A 22,305-nucleotide genomic window follows, 5' to 3' on the forward strand; every position below is an offset into this window, starting at 1 on the left:
TTAAAGAGCAAATTAGATATGACGCTTTGCGTCTTATCATTACTAAATTCTTTCTACTTCCTTTCTTTCCACGCTATCTTCTAAAATTAGAAACTAGACTTAGATGTTTAAGAGAATTAAGGTAATTAATTTAAAAGAACTTACTAATGATTTGGTGGAGATAAGCGGGATCGAACCGCTGACCTCCTGCGTGCAAGGCAGGCGCTCTCCCAGCTGAGCTATATCCCCAATCATTCCCCGCATCACTTGAGTGGTGGGTCTGAGTGGACTTGAACCACCGACCTCACCCTTATCAGGGGTGCGCTCTAACCACCTGAGCTACAGACCCTCAAGGATTCGGGTTATTCTTTATTTGCTATTCATTGTCTAACATCAATCATCACAATCTGTGTGAGCACTCATCTTTCCAGTCTTGGTAAGGAGGTGATCCAACCGCAGGTTCCCCTACGGTTACCTTGTTACGACTTCACCCCAGTCATGAATCATACCGTGGTAAACGCCCCCCTTGCGGTTAAGCTATCTACTTCTGGTACAACCCACTCCCATGGTGTGACGGGCGGTGTGTACAAGGCCCGGGAACGTATTCACCGCGACATTCTGATTCGCGATTACTAGCGATTCCGACTTCATGGAGTCGAGTTGCAGACTCCAATCCGGACTTAGATGCACTTTCTGAGATTCGCTTACCCTCGCAGGCTCGCTTCCCTCTGTATGCACCATTGTAGCACGTGTGTAGCCCTACTCGTAAGGGCCATGATGACTTGACGTCATCCCCACCTTCCTCCAGTTTATCACTGGCAGTCTCCTTTGAGTTCCCACCCGAAGTGCTGGCAACAAAGGATAAGGGTTGCGCTCGTTGCGGGACTTAACCCAACATTTCACAACACGAGCTGACGACAGCCATGCAGCACCTGTCTCAAAGCTCCCGAAGGCACAAACTCATCTCTGAGTTCTTCTTTGGATGTCAAGAGTAGGTAAGGTTCTTCGCGTTGCATCGAATTAAACCACATGCTCCACCGCTTGTGCGGGCCCCCGTCAATTCATTTGAGTTTTAACCTTGCGGCCGTACTCCCCAGGCGGTCGATTTATCACGTTAGCTACGGGCACCAAGCCTAAAGCCCAATCCCCAAATCGACAGCGTTTACAGCGTGGACTACCAGGGTATCTAATCCTGTTTGCTCCCCACGCTTTCGCACATGAGCGTCAGTATCTCCCCAAGGGGCTGCCTTCGCCTTCGGTATTCCTCCACATCTCTACGCATTTCACCGCTACACGTGGAATTCTACCCCTCCCTAGAGTACTCTAGTAAACCAGTCTGAAATGCAATTCCCAAGTTAAGCTCGGGGATTTCACATCTCACTTAATTTACCGCCTGCGTGCCCTTTACGCCCAGTTATTCCGATTAACGCTCGCACCCTCCGTATTACCGCGGCTGCTGGCACGGAGTTAGCCGGTGCTTCTTCTGTGGCTAACGTCAAACAATAGTGCTATTAACACTACCGCCTTCCTCACCACCGAAAGAACTTTACAACCCGAAGGCCTTCTTCATTCACGCGGCATGGCTGCGTCAGGGTTCCCCCCATTGCGCAATATTCCCCACTGCTGCCTCCCGTAGGAGTCTGGGCCGTGTCTCAGTCCCAGTGTGGCTGGCCATCCTCTCAGACCAGCTAGAGATCGCAGGCTTGGTAGGCCTTTACCCCACCAACTACCTAATCCCACTTGGGCTCATCTTATGGCAGGTGGCTAAAAGTCCCACCCTTTAATCTTTCGATACTATGCGGTATTAGCCATCGTTTCCAATGGTTATCCCCCTCCATAAGCCAGATTCCCAAGCATTACTCACCCGTCCGCCACTCGTCAGCATTGAAAGCAAGCTTTCAACCCGTTACCGTTCGACTTGCATGTGTTAAGCCTGCCGCCAGCGTTCAATCTGAGCCATGATCAAACTCTTCAGTTTAATCTTTCTCAATTCGTACACTAACAAAGCTCTGTGATTTCATTTAAAATCACTATGAATTTCAGTTAAGCACTAATTGTTCTAAATCTTTTAAATTTTTCCAGAATCAACAAGTGCCCACACAGATTGTCTGATTGATTGTTAAAGAGCAAAAAACAACGACGCGATGTGTATCTTTCAACTTATACAACGTCGCGTCGTTGTGTGTAGCGTATTATAGGCATCTTTAAAATCTTTGCAACCCCTTTTTGCAAAAAAATCGCAAAAAACACGAAAAATCATTGCAACTGATTATTTTGAAATCACACCGCTGAATTATCAGGCAAAGTGCGGTGAAAAATTAGCAAATTTTTTACCGCACTTGATTATTTCACGCGTTCTTATTCACCTAAAGTGAGCGCGTGCAATTCTGCAAAACCAAATTGTTTAAATACCTTTAATAAAGTGAGCTGTTCTTTGCTTTCTTTTGTACAATAGACCAGATTATCTTTAGCTGATTTTTGCTGCGATTCACCGAGTAAATCTTTCACGCGTTTGGCGATGGCTTTGCTAGGATCTAAAAAATATTTCACTTGTGGCAAGCAAGCTTTTAATTCTGCTTTTAAGAATGGAAAATGTGTACAACCTAAAATCACCGTATCCAAAGTTAAATTTCGTTGCCAATCTTTGACCTCGCGTAAAAGCCTAATAGGATCAACGGGATAGCCTTGCAATTTTTCTTCTGCAATTTTAACTAATTCTGTACTCCCCAACTTTTCCACTTCGCAGTGGCTTGCGTAGTCTTGGATCAATTTATCGACATAAGGGCGTTTTACCGTGCCTTTGGTGGCGAGTAAGCCGATGACGCCTGTTTGTGTTTGTTGAGCTGCAGGTTTAATGGCGGGAACCGTTCCTACAACGGGGCAGGAAAATTTTTCGCGCAAGGCTGGCAGAACCACGGTGCTTGCGGTATTGCAGGCAATAACAATTAAATCGAGTGGCTGTTGCTGCGCGATTTTCTGACAAATTGCCACACAACGCTCAACGATCGCCTGTTCGGCTTTTTCAGAGTAAGGGAAAAAAGCATTATCTAAACAATAAAGATAGTGGCAGTCTGGCAACAAGGCTTTCACTTCACGATAAACGCTTAAGCCGCCAATGCCTGAATCAAAAAATAAGATGGTTGGTGCTGTCATTTTTGTAGGAAATTCATTGATATTGAGATGATCTTATACCTTCGTTCAGCACATCTCAAGGTAAAGTTTACGCATTAGAATAAATGGTTTTCTCATCAAGCCAACGCTGAATCAAGGCCTCAGAAAGTTGTGGATATTTGCTGATCATTGCTCTGGCATAATGCTGAACCGTTGGGATCATTTTGCGATCGCGCATTAAATTCGCCACTTTAAATTCCGCCACGCCGGTTTGTTTTGTGCCTAACACTTCACCAGGTCCACGAATTTCCAGATCTTTTTCTGATATATAAAAGCCGTCTTGGCTTTCACGCAGTACTTGCAAGCGTTTTTTCGACACCTTGCCCAACGGCGGTTTGTACATTAGCACGCAAAAAGAAGCCGTGCTTCCCCGTCCTACTCGTCCACGCAATTGGTGAAGTTGAGATAGCCCAAGGCGTTCGGCATTTTCAATAATCATCAAGCTGGCGTTAGGTACATCTACGCCCACTTCAATCACGGTAGTTGCCACCAACACATCTAACTCGGCGGCTTTAAAACTTGCCATAATCTCTTGTTTTTCAGTCGGTTTCATTCGCCCGTGAACTAAACCAATGCGTAAATTTGGCAGCACTTTGGTTAAATCTTCCCAAATGGCTTCCGCAGCTTGTGCTTCCAACACTTCACTTTCATCAATGAGCGTGCAAACCCAATAGGCCTGCCGTTTTTCATTCACGCAGGCCTGATACACGCGTGCGACAATTTCTGCGCGGCGCTCTTCTGAAATAGCAATAGTTGTGATCGGCGTTCGTCCTGGGGGTAATTCATCAATAATAGAAGTATCCAAGTCGGCATAAACCGTCATCGCTAAGGTTCGCGGAATTGGGGTTGCGGTCATAATCAGCTGATGCGGATAATTTCCCGACTTTTCGCCTTTTTCGCGTAACATTAAGCGCTGATGTACACCAAATCGGTGCTGTTCATCAATAATCACTAAGGCGAGATCATTAAATTCCACGTCTTGTTGAAATAGAGCGTGCGTGCCAACAATCATTTGCACTTCACCCGCTTTCATTTGTTCAAGTACCGCTTGGCGAGCCTTGCCTTTCACTTTTCCTGCCAGCCAACCGACTTTGATGCCTAAAGGCTCAAACCAATTTTGGAAATTAGCAAAATGCTGTTCCGCCAAAATTTCTGTCGGCGCCATAAGTGCCACTTGCTTTTGATTGTCAATTGCTACCAGTGCAGCTAATGCCGCGACCAAGGTTTTCCCCGATCCCACATCACCCTGCACTAATCGCATCATTGGATAAGGCTTTTGCAGATCTTGCTCAATATCCTGCACAACGCGGCTTTGCGCATTAGTCGGGCTAAATGGCAAACGCTGTAAAAATTGCTGTTTTAGATCGGTTTGATACTGCAATGGCAAGGCAAAAAATTGTTGAATATTTGACCGCACTTTTTGCATTGCTAAATTATGCGCTAATAATTCTTCAAAAATTAACCGCACTTGCGCAGGGTGCTGTCCTTTTTCCAACATTTCTAAAGAAACATCCGGTGGTGGGCGGTGCAAAAATCGGATCGCCTCTTTTAGGCTATAAGGATAAGGGTTAAATTCATCAGGCAGAATTTCTGGCAACTGAATTTTATCAAGCAAAGCCAGTGCTTGATCCGTTAATTTGCGTAAAGAATTTTGCTTTAACCCTTCTGTGGTGGGATAAATTGGCGTCAGGGTTTCAGCCATTACCAAAGGGGCATCATCACGAATAATTTGATATTCCGGGTGATGAATTTCCGCCATAAAACGACCGCGCTTCACTTCACCAAAGGCTTTGACCCGCGCGCCCACTTGGAAGCTATTGCGCATTGCCGCATTAAAATTGAAAAAACGTAGGGTTAATTTTGATGTGCCGTCCGACACTACTACAGTTAAGATTGGGCGGCGTCCAAATTGTACTTCGCAAAGCTGAACCGTTGCGCTAATTGTGGCATATTGTTCAGGGCGAAGATCGATTATGGGCGTAATTCTTGTGCGGTCTTCATAACGACTAGGCAGATGAAAAAGCAAATCTTGCAGATTATTAATGCCAATTCGGCTCAATTTTGCCGAAACCGCTGCACCAACACCAGAAAGTGTGGTCAGCGGAACTGCACCAAGAATTTCCGTAGCCATTAGCGATTTATATTACGTTCAATGCTGACAAAACCGGGTAAAGTTTTGATTTTGCGCATAATTTGACTTAAATGATGGGTATCTCTTGCCGTCAGTAACACCACGATTTGATATAAACGGCCGTCTTGCTCTTCCGTCCAAATGCTGTGAATATTACTATCCATCGCGGAAATATTAGAGGTTAAATTCGGCAGCGCCCCCTGCTGATTAATCATTTCAATGCGTAATTCGGTTTCAAATTCCACTTTGTTATCGCTTTTCTCCCAAGTTACTGGGGTGAAATGTTCTGGATTTTCTTTTCGATTACGCAAATTTGCACAAGCCTCGTGATGCACTACTAGGCCTTTCCCTGGGCTTGCATATGCCACAATCGGATCACCCGGAATTGGATGGCAACATTGCGCAAAGGTGGTAAGCAGGCTTTCATTACCGTTAATGGCAAAAATATTTTTATTGTTGCTGAGATCGCCGTCTGTATCAATTTCAATGCTTTCACCTAATAAACGATAAGCAATCACGGCACTCATTTGGTTACCTAAACCAATTTCCGCCAATAAATCTTCAAAACGATTAAGTTTCAGATCGCTTAATAATTCATCAATACGCTGCTCAGAAATTTGTTCTAATTTATGCGGTAGCAACGCATTAGTAAGTTGGCGTTTGCCAAGAACGATCGCCGTATCTGAACGCAGATTTTTCAAGGCGTGGCGAATATTAGAACGAGCTTTTGCGGTTACCACAAAATTCAGCCAGCCCACATCAGGCTGTGCTGTCGGTGCGGTAATAATTTCAATGGTTTGCCCTGATTGCAATGGCTGTGAAAGGGGATAAGGTTTGCGATCCACATTGGCTGCGATACAGGCATTGCCAATGCCAGAATGCACCGCATAAGCGAAATCTACTGGGGTTGCGCCCACTGGCAATTCCACAATACGCCCTTTCGGGGTGAACACATAAATCTCTTTCGGGAAAAATTCTGATTTGACACTTTCAATAAATTCAAAAGAATTACCCGCACTTTGTTGCAATTCAATCAGGCTTTGCAACCAGCGTTGCGCGCGAATTTGTGCGGTGGTGCTATCATTCTTACCACCTTGTTTATACGCCCAATGCGCGGCCACGCCCATTTCCGCAGTTTGATCCATTTCTTCCGTGCGAATTTGCACTTCCACCGGAACGCCGTGTGGGCCAATCATCGAAGTATGCAGGGATTGATAGCCATTTGCTTTTGGCACAGCGATATAATCTTTCACACGCCCCGGACGTGGCTTATATAAACCGTGCATTTGCCCTAGCACTCGGTAGCAAGTATCCACATCTTTCACTACCGCACGGAACGCATAAATATCCATAATGGAATGAAATTGCTGATCTTTTAAGCGCATTTTTTGATAAATGGCATAAAGATGTTTTTCTCGCCCAAATACGCGCGCTTCAATGCCCACATCTGCTAAACGCCCTTTGATTTCATCAGAAATCCGTTCGATCATATCTTTGCGGTTACCACGCGCAATTTGAATGACTTTTTGTAAAACAGCATAACGTTGCGGGTGCATTGCTTCAAAGCCGAGATCTTCTAGTTCATTTTTAATATGTTCGATCCCTAAACGATGGGCAAGTGGGGCGTAAATTTCCAAGGTTTCTTTCGCAATTCTACGCCGTTTGTCAGGGCGTAATGCGCCAAGGGTGCGCATATTGTGGGTACGGTCAGCCAGTTTGATCAGAACAACGCGAATGTCTTTGGTCATCGCCAGAATCATTTTGCGGAAATTTTCCACTTGGGCTTCTTGGCGGGTACGGAATTTGAGCTTATCTAATTTAGATACACCTTCAACAATTTCAGCAACACTCGCGCCAAATTCTTCTTTGAGCTGTTCTTCGGTGTAAGGGGTGTCTTCAATGACATCGTGCAACAATGCGCCCATCACTGCTTCGTGATCTAAACGCATTTCTGCAATAATTGATGCCACCGCAACAGGGTGAGTAATGTACGGCTCACCGCTGGAGCGAGATTGTCCTTCGTGTGCATCTCGTGCAATAACGTATGCACGTCTTACTAATTCAATTTGTTCAGGCGGTAAATAGCCTCGGATAATATGCTCTAAACGTTCAAATAAGTACAAAGGACACCTAACTTTTTATTCAAATTTTATTGTCAATGATAAAAATGGAACAAAAAACAACCGCACTTTTATCGCTTATGAAGATAATAAAGATACTGCGTGATGTTCTGTTGCCTCTTGCTCTAAGGCATCTTGACGCTCGTGCGCATTCATAATTTCATTATTGATCAAGCCTTTCTCAATCTCACGCAATGCAATGACTGTTGGCTTGTCATTATCTTCTGGCACCAAAGGTTGGCGAATATGCAATTGTAATTCTCTTGCACGGCGTGCTGCGGTTAAAATTAAATCAAAACGGTTACCAATTTGTTCTACCGCATCTTGCACTGTTACACGAGCCATAAATTTACTCCAATCAGTTAAACTTCTTCAATAAATAAAAGGGATCTAATGATACTAAAATGTCAATTATTTTGCCAGTAATTGATGAATTAAAGCGATATTTTGCGTTTGTTGATAGCTTTTGGTTAAACATTCGGCGCGTAAAATATGCTGTAAATCTGCCACAGCTTGTTCAAAATTATCATTAATAATCACATAATCATATTCATCATAATGAGACATTTCACTGGTGGCTTTTGCCATTCGATCCGCAATCACTTCTGCGCTATCCTGTCCACGTCCAATTAAACGGCGCTCTAATTCACTCACAGAAGGAGGCAAAATAAAAATACTTTTTACACTCGGTAATTTGGCACGAATTTGTTGCGCCCCTTGCCAATCAATATCTAAAAAAACATCAATGCCTTGCGCCAAACTTTTTTCAATCGTTGGTAAGGAGGTGCCATAATAATTTCCGCCAAATACGTTGGCATATTCTAAGAATAAATCTTGTTCAATTAAATGCTCAAATTCCGCTTTACTCACAAAATGATAATGCACGCCATCTACTTCGCCTGGGCGTGGTGAGCGGGTGGTATGGGAAACAGAAACCATCATTTTACGCCCTGTTTCTTTTGCTAATAATGCGGCAATTAAAGATGATTTTCCCGCACCACTTGGGGCAGAAATAATATAAAGGTTACCTTGGCTCATTGTTTATCCTCAATTTTCATCAAATTACGCTCATTATGCCGATAAATCAGAAAAAAATCATTAGGGGCAGGGGATATTTTTCGTGATAACTGCGTTGAATGTGGTTCGTTTAGCATAACTCAACTTCGCCACTTTCGCCTTGCTCTCACAAAAAATAGTCACTCGCTCAACAGCAAAATAAATTATCAACAATCCCTAAAAGTGCGGTGTTTTTTTTACTTAATATTGACAAAATAAAAACAAGCTAACTGGCTGATCCGCAAAGTTTTGATGTAGATCACAAATGTTTTACGGTTTTCTTGCGAGTTAGTTTCACCCTATCTAAAAAGCGTGCTATAATCCGCAACGAACGGAAAATAGAAATTCTTTCTATGCACCGTAACCCTTTTGTTTAACTTAAATTATAGGTGAAAAACTTATGGCAATTAAAATTGGTATCAATGGTTTTGGCCGTATCGGTCGTATCGTATTCCGTGCAGCACAACAACGCGATGACATCGAAGTTGTAGGTATCAACGACTTAATTGACGTTGAATATATGGCTTATATGTTGAAATATGATTCAACTCACGGTCGTTTCGATGGCACTGTTGAAGTGAAAGACGGTCATTTAGTGGTGAACGGTAAAACAATCCGTGTAACTTCTGAGCGTGATCCTGCAAACCTTAAATGGAACGAAATCGGTGTTGATATCGCAGTTGAAGCAACAGGTATCTTCTTAACTGATGAAACTGCTCGCAAACACATTGAAGCTGGCGCGAAAAAAGTTGTTTTAACTGGTCCTTCTAAAGATGCGACTCCAATGTTTGTAAACGGCGTAAACTTTGATACTTATGCTGGTCAAGACATCGTTTCAAACGCATCTTGTACAACAAACTGTTTAGCACCATTAGCGAAAGTAATTAACGACAAATGGGGTATCAAAGACGGTTTAATGACAACTGTTCACGCAACAACTGCAACTCAAAAAACAGTTGATGGTCCTTCTGCGAAAGACTGGCGTGGTGGTCGTGGTGCTTCTCAAAACATCATTCCATCTTCAACAGGTGCAGCGAAAGCAGTAGGTAAAGTAATTCCTGAATTAAACGGTAAATTAACTGGTATGGCGTTCCGTGTTCCTACACCAAACGTGTCTGTGGTTGATTTAACTGTAAACCTTGAAAAACCAGCAACTTACGCTGAAATCTGTGCAGAAATCAAACGTGCTTCTGAAAATGAATTAAAAGGCGTTTTAGGTTACACTGAAGATGCGGTAGTATCAACAGACTTCAACGGTTGCGCATTAACTTCTGTATTCGATGCAGAAGCAGGTATTGCATTAACTGATACTTTCGTTAAATTAGTATCTTGGTACGATAACGAAACAGGTTATTCAAACAAAGTATTAGACTTAGTAGCTCACATTCACAACTACAAAGGCTAATTAAAAACCCTTTAAAATTAAGCCGCACTTTTAAAGTGCGGTTTTTTTTCGCTACATTTTTATTGCTGTGATTGATTATCTCTGATTTCCCTGCCTACTTTTGCTAAGAATATAGCGTCTTTTCCACATAAAAATGAACAGCTGTTCGCTCGCTAAAACTGTTATATTGCTCACAAAATCACTGGTTATCCGTAGTTTTCAACGGATTTTTCTCGCTTTTTCTTTCATTAACGATTATATTTAGCCTTACAACTGTACGCTAAAATGCAGTAATTTGTTAAAAACGATTTGTTAAATAGGAAAAGAAGAATGACAAATACCCTTGATTTTCATTTTGTTAGCCGCTTTCAACAGCAGGCAAAAACATTAAAAAATAACACCGCACTTCGTTATTTTGAAAATCAACAATGGCACGATATCTCTTGGGCTGACTTTCAGCAGCAAGTAAACGCGCTTTCTCTTGCGTTGCTTGCCCATCATATTGATGTACAAGATAAAATTGGTATCTTTGCACACAATATGCCGCGCTGGACAATCGCTGATATTGCCACTTTGCAAATTCGCGCTGTTACCGTGCCTATTTACGCCACAAACACCGCGCAACAAGCGGCATTTATCATTAATGATGCCGATATTAAAATTCTGTTTGTTGGCGATCAAGAACAGTATGATCAAGCACTACAAATCGTTGCAGATTGCCCGCAGTTACAACATATTGTCGCGATGAAAGACAGCATTCAGCTGCACGATCACCCACAGGCTTGCCGTTGGGCAGACTTTATCGCAACAGGCTCGTGCACGAATTCCGCAGAATTACAACAGCGTCTTGATGAAAAGCAACTGAATGATCTATTTACCCTGATTTATACTTCTGGCACCACAGGCGAACCAAAAGGCGTAATGTTGGATTATGCCAACCTTGCTCATCAGCTAAAAGCCCACGATCAAGCATTGAAGCCGATTACAGAACAGGACATTTCTCTTTCTTTTCTGCCGTTCTCCCATATTTTTGAACGTGCGTGGGTGGCCTATGTGCTACATCGTGGCGCGGTGAACTGTTATATTGAAAACACCGATCAAGTGCGTGCGGCATTAAGTGAAATCCGTCCGACATTAATGTGTGCCGTACCACGTTTTTACGAAAAAATTTACACCGCAATCCACGATAAAGTGCAGCAAGCACCAAAACTGCGCCGTGCCTTATTTAACTGGGCAATGAAAGTGGGACATCGTTATTTTGATCTTAAAAGCCAAAAACAACCCATTCCATTTTGGCTTAAACAGCAATTTTTCTTAGCAGATAAATTGGTACTGAGCAAATTACGTAACCTACTCGGTGGACGTATTCGTATGATGCCGTGCGGCGGGGCAAAATTAGAACCTACCATTGGGCTATTTTTCCACAGCATTGGCATTAACATTAAACTGGGCTACGGTATGACGGAAACCACCGCCACTGTTTCATGTTGGGAAGATGATCATTTCGAGCCAAATTCTATCGGCAAGCTAATGCCGGGTGCGGAAGTAAAAATTGGTGAAAATGATGAAATCTTAGTGCGTGGTGAAATGGTAATGCGTGGCTATTACAAAAAACCAGAAGAAACAGCTGCCGCTTTTACTGCTGATGGTTTCTTAAAAACTGGTGATGCCGGTCAATTAGACGAACAAGGCCATCTTTACATCACCGATCGCATCAAAGAGCTGATGAAAACCTCAAACGGCAAATATATTGCGCCACAGCACATTGAAGGCAAAATCGGCAAAGATAAATTTATTGAGCAAATTGCCGTGATCGCTGATGCGAAAAAATATGTTTCCGCCTTGATCGTGCCTTGTTTTGCTTCTTTAGAAGAATATGCGAAAAAGCTCAATATCAAATATCAAGATCGTATGGAGTTGATCAAACATTCCGAAATTATTCAGCTTTTTGAAAAACGTTTAAATGAATTGCAGAAAGAGCTGGCGAGCTTTGAGCAAGTGAAGAAATTCACTCTGTTACCACAGGCTTTCACCACCGCAATGAATGAAATTACACCAACCTTAAAACTACGCCGCAAGGTGATTTTAGAACGTTATAAAGCGCAAATTGAAAAAATGTATCAATCAAAAAAATAGCCTATTGGCTCAACCAATAGGGAAAAAGTGCGGTTATTTCTAGCACATTTTTTCATAAATGGTAAAATGCCTCATCATTTTTAGAGGATCATATATCATTGAAAGGTTTGTTTTTACGTCTTATTAGTATCTTTGCCTTGTTGCTATGGGCCATTGATATGGCGCTGCCGTGGCGACAACTGCTGGGTACGGAAGACAATCGTTATGCGACAATTCAATCTAGCGGTAAATTGGTGGTTGGTACGTTAAATACGCCAACTTCCTATTTTATTGGCCCAGATGGTGCATCAGGATTTGAGTATGAATTAGCCAAAGCCTTTGCTGACTATCTGAATGTGAAATTGGAAATTGTTCCAATGGCAAATAATCAAGCATTATTTACCGCACTTTCCACGCAAAAGATTGATATTGCTGCGGCAAACTTATTTTATTTGCGCGAGAAATTAGATCATTATCAAATTGGCCCTGCCTATAATTCTGCGTCTTGGCAATTGGCTTATCGCAAAGGGGAAGGACGCCCTGCTTCACTAAAAGAGCTAAAAGGTAAACTAGTTATTTCTAAGGGCAACGATCTTGTTAAGCTGCTCGAAAGCTTTAAACAAGAATTCCCTGATTTACAGTGGCAAGTTGTAGATCAAAGCCAAGAAGAATTGTTGTTACAAGTTGCTGAAGGAAAAATTGATTACACCATTGCCAATTCCGTAGATCTTGCTATGGCACAGCAAATTAAGCCGCAAATTGCCGTGGCCTTTGATGTTACAGATGAATCCACCATTCACTGGTATCTCACCAACAATAATTACAGCGAGTTGCAAGCGGCGTTGTTAGACTTTATGAATAATGCCATTGAAACAGGCTTGATTGCACGCATTGAAGAAAAATATTTCAATCATTTAGCTGAATTTGATTATGTGGATATGCGCTCTTATCTCAATGCCATTGAAAACACGCTGCCAAAATATCAACATCTATTTGATAAATATAAAGGTCGTTTAGACTGGCGTTTGCTCGCTGCTGTGGCCTATCAAGAATCCCATTGGAACCCTGAAGCCACCTCCCCTACAGGGGTGCGTGGAATGATGATGCTCACCAAAGCAACAGCTGATCGGGTAAAAATCAGCAATCGTCTTAATCCAGAACAAAGTATCAAGGGCGGTTCAGAATACCTGCATTTATTGCTAGAGCAAATGCCCGATACCATTCATCAAGAAGATAAAATTTGGTTTGCGCTTGCCGCTTACAATATGGGCTTAGGGCATTTGATTGATGCCAGACGTTTAACCAAAAAATTAGGTGGCGATCCTGATAATTGGCTTGATGTGAAGAAGAATTTACCCCTACTGGCTGAAAAACGCCATTACAGCAATTTGAAATACGGCTATGCGCGTGGTTATGAGGCTTATCAATACGTTGAAAATATTCGCCGTTATATGAATAGCATTGTGAATTATCACCGCGTGCAACAAAATCAAGAACAACAGAATAGCTCTGCACAACAAAATGCAGATATTCCGATAAATAAAAACTGAGGTCAAAATGACAAGAAGACGCAAAACTTTTCTAAAGAACAATAATCGTAAGTTATTCCGCTTGGCTCAAGGGCGTGCATTACGCTTAAAAAGAATGAAACAACGAAAAACCCGTTTATGGGATCGCCACGCATTGCAATTTGTGATACAAGACATTTGTTGCTAGTTGTTGATAGAAGATAAAAAAGCATTATGTTGTCCACATAATGCTTTTTTATTGGTAATAGATTATTAATTTTCAGCCAATAAGCGTTGAATAAGCTTGCTGTTAGCGGGGGGAAATTGGCTAGCATCAAGTTCAGATTGCGCAATCCACATTCCCTCTTGCCCTTCTCGTCCAAAAGGTTCACCCACCCATTGTTCCACAAGGTAAAAAGAAAATTGAATCATCTTACTTGGATATTCAAAGGTAAAACGCTCAAATAAACTGGCATTGAGAATATGAATGCCAATTTCTTCTTCTAGCTCTCTGGCAAGGGCTTGTTCCGGTGTTTCACCTTTATCAACTTTTCCACCGGGGAATTCTAGGGCTTGGGCAAAATCTTGTCCCTCAAGGCGTTGAGTGAGATAAATCTGCCCAAATTCATTACGAATAATGCCTGCTGCTACTTGAATAATGGGTTTCGCCATTTTTTCTCCTTAGGGTCTGTTGATCATTCATTTTGCATTTGAGCTATGAATGGTCAACAAACTCTCTATAAAGTGCGGTAAAAAAATCAAAAATTTTTCACCGCACTTTATGCTTTATGGATTAACTATATTTCGCCGCGCGATTGCCGTGGCAATGTTTATATTTCTTACCAGAACCACAAGGGCAAGGTTCATTACGCCCAATCTTACGATCTGATGGTGGCAATGGTGCTTGCTCTCCTTGAGCCTGCTGATCATCAGCAGTGTTATATTGCATTTGTGCCTGCTCACGGGCTGCCATTTCTTGCTGCAATTTCTCTGCTTGCTCAATTTCTTCTTGAGTACGAATTTGAACTCGGCTTAAGGTGGTAATCACACTTAGTTTTAATGCGTCCAACATATCCGTAAACATTTGGAAAGACTCACGTTTATATTCTTGTTTTGGATCTTTTTGCGCATAGCCACGCAAGTGAATACCACGGCGTAAATGATCCATCGAAGCAAGATGTTCTTTCCAAAGCTCATCAAGGGTTTGTAGCATAATGCCTTTTTCAAAATGACGCATTGATTCCGCACCAACAAGCTCTTCTTTGCGTTCATATTCTTTTTCTGCCGCATCAATAATACGCTCACGCAAGGTTTCTTCGTGCAAGGCATTATTTTCTTCTAACCAATGTTCAATCGGTAAATCAAGGGCAAAATCCTGTCTTAAACGCTGTTCTAACCCTGGAATATCCCACATTTCTTCCAATGAATTTGGTGGAATATATTGATCGATCACGCTGTTGAAAACATCTTTGCGGATCACTTTAATAGTTTCGGCAATGTTGTCATTATCTAATAGTTCATTGCGCTGTTCATAAATAGCACGGCGTTGATCATTAGCGACATCATCAAATTCTAATAAATGTTTACGTCCATCAAAGTTATGCGCTTCAACTTTTGCTTGCGCAGAAGCGATTACTTTAGTGAGCAATTTCGATTCCATTGCTTCACCTGGTGTACTGAAGGCTTTGCGCATCATATTGAGCTTACCTTCGTTTAAGTAAATACGCATTAACGCATCGTCCAAGGATAAGTAAAAACGTGATGAACCTGGGTCACCTTGGCGGCCTGAACGTCCACGCAACTGGTTATCAATACGGCGTGATTCGTGGCGTTCCGTACCGATAATATGCAAGCCACCCGCTTGTTTTACAATATCGTGGCGTTCTTGCCATTTGGCTTTGATTTCTTCAATTTGCGCTTCTGTTGGGTTATCCAATTTTGCCACTTCGGCTTTCCAGTTACCACCAAGCACAATATCTGTACCACGTCCTGCCATATTGGTGGCAATGGTTACTGCCCCTGGATAACCTGCATTAGCAATAATTTCCGCTTCTTGGGCGTGGAATTTTGCGTTTAATACGCTATGTTTAATGCCAGCTTTGGTTAAAGCATCAGATAACAATTCTGATTTTTCAATGGACGCCGTTCCCACCAGCACGGGTTGGTTGCGCGCAATGCAATCCTTAATTTCTTCAATAATCGCAGCAAATTTGTATTGTTCATTCTCAAACATTAAATCCGTGCGATCATCGCGAATCATTGGGCGATTAGTTGGGATCACAATGGTTTCCAAGCCATAAATTTGTTGGAATTCAAAGGCTTCGGTGTCCGCTGTCCCTGTCATTCCGGCTAATTTTTCATAAAGACGGAAATAGTTTTGGTAAGTGATAGAAGCGACCGTTTGGTTTTCATTTTGGATTGGTACACCTTCTTTTGCTTCAATAGCTTGGTGTAAACCTTCTGACCAACGGCGACCTGCCATTGTACGCCCTGTATGCTCATCAACAATGATAATTTCGCCATCTTTTACGATGTAATCCACATCACGTTCAAACAATGTATGAGCGCGCAATGCGGCATAAACGTGGTGTAACAGCGTGACTTTGGCAGGAGAATACAAAGATTCAGTTTCTTGCATCAGGCCTTGATCGATCAACCATTGCTCGATTTTTTCTTGCCCACGTTCTGTGAGATACGCCTGTTTGCTTTTCAGATCTAAAGTGTAATCGCCATCACCTTGGTATTCTTCGGTGTCTTCTTTATCTTGTTTGATTAGATGAGGAATCAATTTATCAATGGCGATATAAAGTTCTGAACTGTCTTCCGCAGGCCCAGAAATAATCAACGGCGTACGCGCTTCGTCAATCAAAATAGAATCCACTTCATCAACCAAAGCATAATAAAGCTCTTTTTGGAAACGATCTTGTGCTGAATGAGCTAAATTATCACGCAAATAATCAAAGCCTAATTCACTGTTAGTGGCATAGGTAATATCGGCAGCATAGGCAGCACGTTTTTCTTCTGCAGGCAAGCCCGGCACGTTTACTCCAACGGTCATTCCTAAAAATTCAAATAATGGGCGGTTAGTTTCCGCATCGCGGCGCGCAAGATAATCATTCACCGTAACAACGTGAACGCCTTTTCCCGTTAAGGCATTAAGATAGCAAGGCAAGGTTGCAGTAAGGGTTTTCCCTTCCCCTGTGCGCATTTCTGCGATGCAACGATTATTCAGCACCATACCGCCAATGAGCTGCACATCAAAATGGCGCATACCGAGTACACGTTTACTCGCTTCACGCACCGTGGCAAAGGCTTCTGGCAATAAGCTTTGTAGGCTTTCACCATTTTTTAAGCGTTCACGAAATTCGGCCGTTTTGCCTTGCAACTGTTCATCGCTTAAGGCTTCAAACTCCGGCTCCATTTTGTTAATTTTGATCACTTGTTTGTTCAAACGGCGCAGAATGCGATCATTACGGCTACCAAAAATTTTTGTAAAAATAGTTCTAAACATAATTTTATTTCTTTTATATCAATAGGTTAAATTCAATTTCAGCCATTGCTGAAATCAGTTAAAAGGTATTTACTAGAAAGAAAGGTTAAGCCGTAGGGCCTGCACGGATCGGCGTGGCGGCACTAAGTACAGGAAAAACAAAGTGCGGTGCTTTTTTAGTGAGAATTTTCGGCGCAACAAAACTTTTTTTGCTTGGTTTTTGTTGCTGTTGAATAATTTGTTTGTGGGCAACTCGCTGATGACAAGCAAGCTGTTGCATTTGGCGCTGTTCGCTCGAATAGTTTTCACAGGCAAGCCCAGCATTTTCCACGCCTTGCGCATTAGGCAAGGCAAAGATCGCAATCATACTAAGTAGTAATTGCGACCAAAAATGCTGTGTGCTTTTAGATGAAATCATTTGCTAACTTATTTTTAATTAAAAATTCGCTGTTATTGTAGCGGAAAATCACTACAATGTCTTATTCTGATGTGTAATATTAGGGCAAAAAAGCCGAAAACAAGCGATGCGATATAGTAAACCAACCAACGTACAAGATGTGCTAGAAAATTCCAGCCTAGGCAAAATTATGCAAAAAGGCATTTTGTTACAACAGCTGAACGAGCAAGTGGAACGCCTATTTCCCAATCAATTTAAAGGCTTTTATCGCGTTGCCAATCTTTCCGAAACCACGTTGGTGATTGAAGTGGCAAATGCGATGGTGCGCCAAAGTTTGTTATTCAAAGAAAAAGATCTCTTGGCAAAAGTGCAGGGCCTAAATCCACAGATTCAGCAACTTCAATTTAAAGTCAATCCCGCTTTAATCACTCAGCCACGTTGAGTTTTTTGCCCGTGAAAGCTGGCGATCAGCTCGTTCACCTTAATCCGCTTGTGCGAAGCTTGGCTGATTGAGCGTTGCACTTTTAAGCGTTTGATTTTCGCCCCGTGGTAAATTTGACGGGTAAATTTGGTATCGTGATTAGAAATTAGCACCGGAATTTGTCGTTCCCTTGCGGTACGATGCGCCAATTCAGCCAAGGCTTGCTGATGATCTAACGAAAATTCATTGCCAGCATAACTGGTAAAATTGCTTTCTTGTTTGAGCGGTGCATAAGGCGGATCGCAATAGATCACCGAATTTTCATCGGCAAATTTAAAGGCTTCGTGAAAATCTGCGCAAATAAACACCGCACTTTGTGCTTTATGGGCAAAATAGCGTAACTCAATTTCGGGGAAATAATGGGTTTTATAGCGTCCAAATGGCACATTAAACTCATTTTTGCTGTTGTAACGACACAAGCCATTAAAGCCAAAGCGATTAAGATACAAAAACAACACAGAACGCTCAAAGTTATTGGTAGATTGGTTAAACTGGGTGCGCCGTGCGTAATAATAGTCTGCCGTATTCGCATCAGGGTGAAAAAAAACCGTTTTCACAGCTTCAATATACAAATTGACATCTTGTTTAACGGTGTTAAATAGATTGATCAAATCCGCATTAATATCCACCAAAATATAACGTTCAAATTGACTATTTAGAAAAACCGCCCCTGCTCCCACGAAAGGTTCAATAAGGCATTGTTTTTTCTTAGGAAATAATTTATTGATTTGCTCAGTAAGACGAAACTTCCCCCCCGCCCATTTCAGAAAAGGGCGGTATTTTTGTTGTGGGAAAATTGTCGCATCAGGATACATTGAGATCAGTCAGTTTGTGTGCAACGTGCAATGGCGGCGAGAACAAGATCTTTGTCGCTATCGCTCGCCACATAAGCTTGCCCGAGAGATTTTAGCAACACAAGGCGTAACTTGCCTGCTAGCACTTTTTTATCACGCATCATATGCGGTAAATAATCTTCGGGTTGCATTGTATCTGGTGAAAGGGTTGGCAAATTAGCACGTGCAAAGAGCTTTTCTAAACGCGCTACATCTTGCACCGATAAATCCCCTAACATTTCAGAAAGCGCAGCCGCCATCATTGAACCAGCTGCTACCGCTTCACCGTGTAGCCATTGACCATAGCCTAAATGGGTTTCAATGGCGTGACCAAAAGTATGACCTAAATTGAGCAATGCGCGATCGCCTTTTTCTGTTTCATCTCTTGCCACCACGTCCGCTTTAATTTGGCAACAACGAGCGATACATTGCTGCAATGGCGCTTGTTCAAGGGCAACCAATTCATCAATGTGCTGTTCTAGCCATTCAAAGAACGGATAATCTAAAATCGCGCCATATTTAATCACTTCCGCCAATCCTGCATTGACTTCACGTTTTGGCAAGGTATTCAAGGTAAGCGTATCGACAATCACGGTGCAAGGCTGATAAAACGCTCCGATCATATTTTTACCTAAAGGGTGATTAACTGCAGTTTTTCCCCCCACAGAAGAATCCACTTGTGCAAGTAAGGTAGTTGGAATTTGGATAAAACGCACACCACGTTGATAACTGGCCGCAGCATAGCCCACGACATCACCAATCACACCGCCACCTAAAGCAATTAAGGTGGTATCGCGGCCGTGATTTTTTTCTAATAAGGCGGTAAAAATTAGATTAAGCGACTCAAGATTTTTGTATTGTTCCCCATCAGGCAATAATACGTGATCAACCTGACAGCCCAATTCCGTCAAGGTTTTCGTTACCTGCGCAAGATAATGTTGTGCAATAGTTGGATTGCTCACGATCATCACTTTATCACCTGATTTTAGGGGATAAACACTCGGATCAGAAAGCAGGCCTGCGCCGATATAAATAGGATAACGGCGTTCTTTTAATTCAACATTTACGCACAACATCATTTTTTCCTTTTGCTTAATTAGCCGTTGATATTTTCAATTAAATCAACAATTTGATTTGCCATTACTTTGGCACTTTGATCATCAGTAGGTAAGGTAATATCCGCCACTTCTTGATAAAGCGGATTACGAATTTTTGATAGATCTTCTAACACTTGACGCGGATCTTCCACATCTTGCAATAATGGACGTTTTTTATCACGTTGAGTACGTTGGAATTGTTTTTCCACCGTGGTTTCTAAATAGATCACGATGCCACGGGCAGAAAGGTGATTGCGGTTTTCTTTTGACATCACCGCGCCGCCGCCTGTAGAAAGCACAATGCCTTGTTTTTGTGTTAATTCATTAATAATACGTTCTTCGCGTTTGCGGAAGCCTTCTTCACCTTCAACATCAAAAATCCAGCTAATGTCAGCGCCAGCACGTTGTTCAATTTCCGCATCTGTATCAATAAAATCCATTCCTAACATTTGCGCTAATTGACGACCAATAGTGCTTTTCCCTGCTCCCATTGGGCCTACTAAGAAAATATTACGTTTCTCTGCCATTTTTCGTTGTTCTTCTTTAATAAAATTTAAAATAATTGATCTTTCCGACAAATAAAAAGACAACCACAAAATCAAATATGGTTGCTAAAAGATCACCCAAAAAATAATGGGGATTATCTCAATAAATGCCCACCTTTTTCAACCGTCAAAGCAGATTTATTTACCAGATTTGTGCGAAATCTTACTAGAAGATGACGAAGTGCGGTGATTTTTTGGCGGATTTTTCACCGCACTTTGTTTTTCGGCCTGTTGCCCTTTTTTGATCAAATGTGGTGTGACGAAAATCACTAATTCCCGTTTTTGATGACGCTCTACTTCTTTGCTAAACAACCGTTTAATCACAGGAATATCACCTAGCACAGGCACTTTATCTAAGGCTTTGGTAATGGTATCGTGGAAGATGCCGCCTAGCACAATGGTTTCTCCATCTTGTGCGAAAACTTGCGTGTTAATCTCTTGCTTATCAATAGAAATCACTTCGTTTTCACCATAAGCCACGCGCCCACCAGGAGCATTTTGACTCACCACCAAATCCAACAAAATGCCGTTATTTTTGGATAAATGTGGCGTTACTTCTAGCCCCAGCACCGCTTCACGAAACTCAATGCTCTGGCTGTCATTTTTATTATTATTCACCACATAAGGAATTTCCGTCCCTTGCTTGATGCTCGCACTTTTCTTATTGGTCGTGAGCAAACTTGGGCTGGCGATAATTTCTACGCTGTTCTCTCGCTCCAAGGCGGTTAATTCTAAATCAAGCAATCTTCCATTAATTTTGGCAATCTGCAACGCCACCGAGCCTGCGGGGGTATTGGTGGTAGCGAAATTGACGTTGAGATTATCAGTAATATTGGCAAAACCGTTCGCATTCAGGCTCCCCATTACTTTATGGCTTGCATCTGTTGGCGTAAAAATCCCCCAACGTACGCCAAGTTCTTTCAGACTTTCATCACTAATGGTTACAATGCGCGCTTCAATGGCGATCTGTTCAATGGGCTTATCCATTTCCGTAACCAAGCGTTTCATTTGGTTTAATACGGCCTTTTCATCTTTAATAATCAATAGGTTACTGCGATCATCAAAACTCATACTGCCATTTGCTGAAAGCAACGAGCCACTGCCCGAAGTGAGTGTTTTCATCACTTCAGAAGCTTTGGCATAGTGCAGTTTTATTGTCATTGTTGATAATGTGGGTAAGGCTGGTGCGCTGATATAAGATGTGTTATCCACAAACTCGATTGGTGCATTATCAAGGGGTTCTGGCATAGTCAATGGAGAAGTTTTGCTGAGATAATAGATGTCATTTTCTTTGTGCAAATGGATTCCCTTAATTTTCGTTACCGCGTTGAGAAACTGTTCCCAATCGGCATCTTTCAAGCGTAAAGAAAGCGAGCCTTCCAGCTCATCATCAATCACCAAATTGATATTTTGTTGATCCGCAATTTGTTGCAAAGTGCTAACCAAAGGCGCTTGTTTAAGATAAATAGAAAATTTTTCCGCACTAAATGCGAACATTGAAGCAACTAAAAAACAGCTTAAAAATACACCGCACTTTATCCAATAACGCCAAGATAATACTAATTTCATTTCTCCACCTAACCATTAAACGCCATTATTTATAAGGTTAATTCAATCATTTTTGCATTTCGGCAATCACCGCTATCATTATGTTTCCCATCAATAATTTTGACTTTATTTAAGGAAATCATCTCAAGTTTTAGCGCCTCTTTAGTAAACACATCACGTTCAGAAAACAGCCAAATTTTTTGTGTTGAATCAAGAAAAAATGCTTGTTTATATTGAGGATTTTCTATCACACCAATTAAAGTTAATTGTTCAAAATCAATATGGCTAGCCAATATGGTTTCTGTTTTATAACAATTATTTTTCGTTTTTTGCACAGTAGGCACTTGTTCCGTATTTTTTAGTTTACGCTGTTTGTGATCAAAGGGATCATTGGCATAACCTACTAATGCCATTGAACAATAAAAGAAAAATATTATTCTTTTTAACACC

The 22,305-nt window shown here is 41.9% G+C and carries 18 protein-coding genes, 2 tRNA genes and 1 rRNA gene; 5 read left to right on the plus strand and 16 right to left on the minus strand.

The genetic code is table 11. The features are described from left to right. Positions 1-152 precede the first annotated feature (152 nt). The 8 genes from L5B76_RS03720 to gmk all read right to left on the minus strand — a co-directional run bounded on the left by L5B76_RS03720 (position 153) and on the right by gmk (position 8,439). A tRNA-Ala gene (locus tag L5B76_RS03720) sits at positions 153-228 on the minus strand. 23 nt (positions 229-251) lie between these two features. Further along, a tRNA-Ile gene (locus L5B76_RS03725) sits at positions 252-328 on the minus strand. Positions 329-416: 88 nt separating this feature from the next. After that, positions 417-1,957, minus strand: a 16S ribosomal RNA gene (locus L5B76_RS03730). Positions 1,958-2,337: 380 nt separating this feature from the next. After that, a complete protein-coding gene (gene murI / locus L5B76_RS03735) occupies positions 2,338-3,132 on the minus strand; it encodes a glutamate racemase (RefSeq protein WP_265754274.1) in 795 nt (264 codons plus the stop codon). Positions 3,133-3,199: 67 nt separating this feature from the next. Beyond that, positions 3,200-5,281, minus strand: a complete 2,082-nt coding sequence (recG, locus tag L5B76_RS03740; protein WP_265754276.1) for an ATP-dependent DNA helicase RecG — start codon at positions 5,279-5,281, stop codon at positions 3,200-3,202. Further along, entirely contained in the window at positions 5,281-7,404 is a 2,124-nt protein-coding gene (gene spoT / locus L5B76_RS03745; protein ID WP_265754277.1) for a bifunctional GTP diphosphokinase/guanosine-3',5'-bis pyrophosphate 3'-pyrophosphohydrolase, read from the minus strand. The genes recG and spoT overlap by 1 nt, the downstream gene beginning before the upstream one ends. Before the next feature lie 75 nt (positions 7,405-7,479). Beyond that, positions 7,480-7,746: a DNA-directed RNA polymerase subunit omega gene (gene rpoZ, locus L5B76_RS03750; protein WP_250349499.1), complete on the minus strand. Its 267-nt coding sequence runs from the start codon at positions 7,744-7,746 to the stop codon at positions 7,480-7,482. 66 nt (positions 7,747-7,812) lie between these two features. Beyond that, on the minus strand, positions 7,813-8,439 hold the full coding sequence (gmk, locus tag L5B76_RS03755) for a guanylate kinase (RefSeq protein ID WP_250363573.1): 627 nt from the start codon (positions 8,437-8,439) through the stop codon (positions 7,813-7,815). Between the two features lie 418 nt (positions 8,440-8,857). On the opposite strand from gmk, the gene gapA reads away from it, so the two are divergent. From gapA to L5B76_RS03775, 4 genes are all read left to right on the plus strand, one after another. Next, complete coding sequence (gene gapA, locus L5B76_RS03760; RefSeq protein ID WP_103854106.1) at positions 8,858-9,862, plus strand: glyceraldehyde-3-phosphate dehydrogenase; 1,005 nt, start codon at positions 8,858-8,860, stop codon at positions 9,860-9,862. Between the two features lie 309 nt (positions 9,863-10,171). Continuing rightward, complete coding sequence (locus L5B76_RS03765; protein ID WP_265754279.1) at positions 10,172-11,977, plus strand: AMP-dependent synthetase/ligase; 1,806 nt, start codon at positions 10,172-10,174, stop codon at positions 11,975-11,977. Positions 11,978-12,075: 98 nt separating this feature from the next. After that, positions 12,076-13,506: a membrane-bound lytic murein transglycosylase MltF gene (mltF, locus tag L5B76_RS03770; RefSeq protein WP_265754281.1), complete on the plus strand. Its 1,431-nt coding sequence runs from the start codon at positions 12,076-12,078 to the stop codon at positions 13,504-13,506. Between the two features lie 7 nt (positions 13,507-13,513). Continuing rightward, positions 13,514-13,672 carry a hypothetical protein gene (locus L5B76_RS03775; protein ID WP_172459087.1) on the plus strand — a complete coding sequence of 53 codons (159 nt, stop codon included), beginning with the start codon at positions 13,514-13,516 and terminating at the stop codon, positions 13,670-13,672. A 65-nt stretch (positions 13,673-13,737) separates the two neighbouring features. Here the strand turns inward: L5B76_RS03775 and mutT are convergent, their stop codons facing one another. The 3 genes from mutT to secM form a co-directional block, all read right to left on the minus strand. Continuing rightward, positions 13,738-14,136, minus strand: a complete 399-nt coding sequence (gene mutT, locus L5B76_RS03780; protein ID WP_265754282.1) for an 8-oxo-dGTP diphosphatase MutT — start codon at positions 14,134-14,136, stop codon at positions 13,738-13,740. 121 nt (positions 14,137-14,257) lie between these two features. Next, the gene (gene secA, locus L5B76_RS03785) at positions 14,258-16,975 is read right to left on the minus strand and encodes a preprotein translocase subunit SecA (protein ID WP_265754284.1); all 2,718 of its coding nucleotides are present in this window, start codon (positions 16,973-16,975) and stop codon (positions 14,258-14,260) included. A gap of 85 nt (positions 16,976-17,060) precedes the next feature. Beyond that, a complete protein-coding gene (gene secM / locus L5B76_RS03790) occupies positions 17,061-17,372 on the minus strand; it encodes a secA translation cis-regulator SecM (RefSeq protein ID WP_265754286.1) in 312 nt (103 codons plus the stop codon). A gap of 106 nt (positions 17,373-17,478) precedes the next feature. Here secM and L5B76_RS03795 point away from each other — a divergent pair, with 106 nt between their 5' ends. Further along, the gene (locus L5B76_RS03795) at positions 17,479-17,793 is read left to right on the plus strand and encodes a DciA family protein (protein ID WP_103853757.1); all 315 of its coding nucleotides are present in this window, start codon (positions 17,479-17,481) and stop codon (positions 17,791-17,793) included. Here the strand turns inward: L5B76_RS03795 and L5B76_RS03800 are convergent. From L5B76_RS03800 to L5B76_RS03820, 5 genes are all read right to left on the minus strand, one after another. Next, positions 17,781-18,647, minus strand: coding sequence for a Dam family site-specific DNA-(adenine-N6)-methyltransferase (locus tag L5B76_RS03800; protein ID WP_265754287.1), 867 nt, complete (start codon positions 18,645-18,647; stop codon positions 17,781-17,783). The genes L5B76_RS03795 and L5B76_RS03800 overlap by 13 nt on opposite strands. A gap of 5 nt (positions 18,648-18,652) precedes the next feature. Then, the gene (aroB, locus tag L5B76_RS03805) at positions 18,653-19,741 is read right to left on the minus strand and encodes a 3-dehydroquinate synthase (RefSeq protein WP_265755517.1); all 1,089 of its coding nucleotides are present in this window, start codon (positions 19,739-19,741) and stop codon (positions 18,653-18,655) included. Positions 19,742-19,761: 20 nt separating this feature from the next. Next, complete coding sequence (aroK, locus tag L5B76_RS03810; protein WP_277870321.1) at positions 19,762-20,310, minus strand: shikimate kinase AroK; 549 nt, start codon at positions 20,308-20,310, stop codon at positions 19,762-19,764. 135 nt (positions 20,311-20,445) lie between these two features. After that, complete coding sequence (locus L5B76_RS03815; protein WP_265754288.1) at positions 20,446-21,876, minus strand: type IV pilus secretin PilQ; 1,431 nt, start codon at positions 21,874-21,876, stop codon at positions 20,446-20,448. 29 nt (positions 21,877-21,905) lie between these two features. Beyond that, complete coding sequence (locus L5B76_RS03820; protein ID WP_265754290.1) at positions 21,906-22,304, minus strand: hypothetical protein; 399 nt, start codon at positions 22,302-22,304, stop codon at positions 21,906-21,908. Between the last annotated feature and the right edge of the window lies 1 nt (position 22,305).

The organism is Avibacterium sp. 21-594, from assembly GCF_026226815.1.
GTDB classification, from domain to species: Bacteria; Pseudomonadota; Gammaproteobacteria; order Enterobacterales; family Pasteurellaceae; genus Avibacterium; species Avibacterium avium.

What these genes read in the sequence shown, in the direction of transcription:
- murI (WP_265754274.1), bottom strand. Translation starts at nt 3,132, where the DNA reads ATGACAGCACCAACCATCTTATTTTTTGATTCAGGCATTGGCGGCTTA.
- recG (WP_265754276.1), bottom strand. Translation starts at nt 5,281, where the DNA reads ATGGCTACGGAAATTCTTGGTGCAGTTCCGCTGACCACACTTTCTGGT.
- rpoZ (WP_250349499.1), bottom strand. Translation starts at nt 7,746, where the DNA reads ATGGCTCGTGTAACAGTGCAAGATGCGGTAGAACAAATTGGTAACCGT.
- gmk (WP_250363573.1), bottom strand. Translation starts at nt 8,439, where the DNA reads ATGAGCCAAGGTAACCTTTATATTATTTCTGCCCCAAGTGGTGCGGGA.
- gapA (WP_103854106.1), top strand. Translation starts at nt 8,858, where the DNA reads ATGGCAATTAAAATTGGTATCAATGGTTTTGGCCGTATCGGTCGTATC.
- L5B76_RS03765 (WP_265754279.1), top strand. Translation starts at nt 10,172, where the DNA reads ATGACAAATACCCTTGATTTTCATTTTGTTAGCCGCTTTCAACAGCAG.
- L5B76_RS03775 (WP_172459087.1), top strand. Translation starts at nt 13,514, where the DNA reads ATGACAAGAAGACGCAAAACTTTTCTAAAGAACAATAATCGTAAGTTA.
- mutT (WP_265754282.1), bottom strand. Translation starts at nt 14,136, where the DNA reads ATGGCGAAACCCATTATTCAAGTAGCAGCAGGCATTATTCGTAATGAA.
- secA (WP_265754284.1), bottom strand. Translation starts at nt 16,975, where the DNA reads ATGTTTAGAACTATTTTTACAAAAATTTTTGGTAGCCGTAATGATCGC.
- secM (WP_265754286.1), bottom strand. Translation starts at nt 17,372, where the DNA reads ATGATTTCATCTAAAAGCACACAGCATTTTTGGTCGCAATTACTACTT.
- L5B76_RS03795 (WP_103853757.1), top strand. Translation starts at nt 17,479, where the DNA reads ATGCGATATAGTAAACCAACCAACGTACAAGATGTGCTAGAAAATTCC.
- L5B76_RS03800 (WP_265754287.1), bottom strand. Translation starts at nt 18,647, where the DNA reads ATGTATCCTGATGCGACAATTTTCCCACAACAAAAATACCGCCCTTTT.
- aroB (WP_265755517.1), bottom strand. Translation starts at nt 19,741, where the DNA reads ATGTTGTGCGTAAATGTTGAATTAAAAGAACGCCGTTATCCTATTTAT.
- L5B76_RS03815 (WP_265754288.1), bottom strand. Translation starts at nt 21,876, where the DNA reads ATGAAATTAGTATTATCTTGGCGTTATTGGATAAAGTGCGGTGTATTT.